Here is a 1,206-nt window from a genome sequence, read left to right as displayed (position 1 = left end):
CGAACAACCAGTTTTTGCGCCCGAGCGCCCAAGGTCGCATCAGGTTTTCCACCCGATTGTTGTCGATCGGGATAGCGCCATCATCCAGGTAGCGTGTTAGCGCGGCCCAGCGTTTGAGGCTGTAGTCGAGCGCCTTCGCCGTTGCCGTGCCATTCGGTACTTTCAAGCGCTGGGCCTGCATCCATTGATGCAGTGCATCCGCGATGGGCTTGGATTTATCCTGCCGCAGCGCCTGCCGCTCAAGGGCCGTCAGGTCGCGGGCCTCACGCTCGATGTTGTACAGCTGCTTGATGTACTCAACCGCCTGACCGGCGATCTGGCTCTTGCCGGTCACGTGCAGCTCGACGAACTTGCGCCGCGCATGGGCCATGCAGCCGATCTCGGTAATACCTTGCTTGAAGCTCGCTTTGTAGCCGCCGTAGTCATCGCAGACCAGGTTGCCCTGCCAGTCACCGAGGAAGTCGCGGGCATGCTGACCGGATCGGCCCGGTGTGAAGGCGTAGATCACGGCGTTCAGCTCGGCGTACGGTGTGGTGGCATAGGCCCAGATGTAGGCCTGGTGGGTTTTCTTCTTGCCCGGCGCCAGCATGGGCACCGGCGTTTCGTCCGCATGCAGCACGGACTCTGTCAGGATTAACGCGCGCAGCGCGTCGACCAGCGGTTGCAGTTGCACGCCGCAGCGGCCGATCCACTCGGCCAGCGTCGAGCGCGGGATCGGTACGCCGGCACGGCCGAAGGTCTGCTCCTGCCGGTACAGCGGCATATGATCGAGGTGCTTGGCGACGATTACCTGGGCCATCAGCGCGGCCGTCGGGATGCCCTTGTCGATGACGTATGCCGGCATTGGTGCCTGGGTCAGCGTCTCGCAGGCATCACAGACCCATTTACCCCGGATATGGCGCTCGACGGTAAACAGGCCCGGCGTATAGTCGAGCTTCTCGCTGATGTCCTCACCGATGCGTTTGAGCTGACAACCACAGGCACAGTGCGCCGAGTCCGGCTCATGGCGGATCTCGGTACGGGGCAGTTGCGGCGGTAAGGGGGCTCGTTTGGGTTGGCGTTTGGCGGCAGGCGTCGGCGTGGTTTTCAGCTGCTCGAGTTCCGCCTCGATTGCCGCGATGTCGGCATCGACGACTTCGTCCAGCAAGCTGATCTGCAATACGTTGAGATGTTCGCTGCGCTGGCCGTACTTATGACGCGTTAGTA

The 1,206-nt window shown here is 62.4% G+C and carries 1 protein-coding gene; it reads right to left on the bottom strand.

Translation table 11 applies throughout. The features are described from left to right. Positions 1–1,206: IS66 family transposase (gene tnpC, locus MPRO_RS01955; RefSeq protein ID WP_067286329.1), on the bottom strand; the 1,206-nt coding region annotated here is incomplete at both ends.

This window comes from Marinobacterium profundum, assembly GCF_001528745.1.
In the GTDB taxonomy this organism is placed as follows: Bacteria; Pseudomonadota; Gammaproteobacteria; order Pseudomonadales; family Balneatricaceae; genus Marinobacterium_A; species Marinobacterium_A profundum.
The sequence above is the reverse complement of the archived record's forward strand: the minus strand, read 5'-3'. Positions and strand labels throughout refer to the sequence as shown.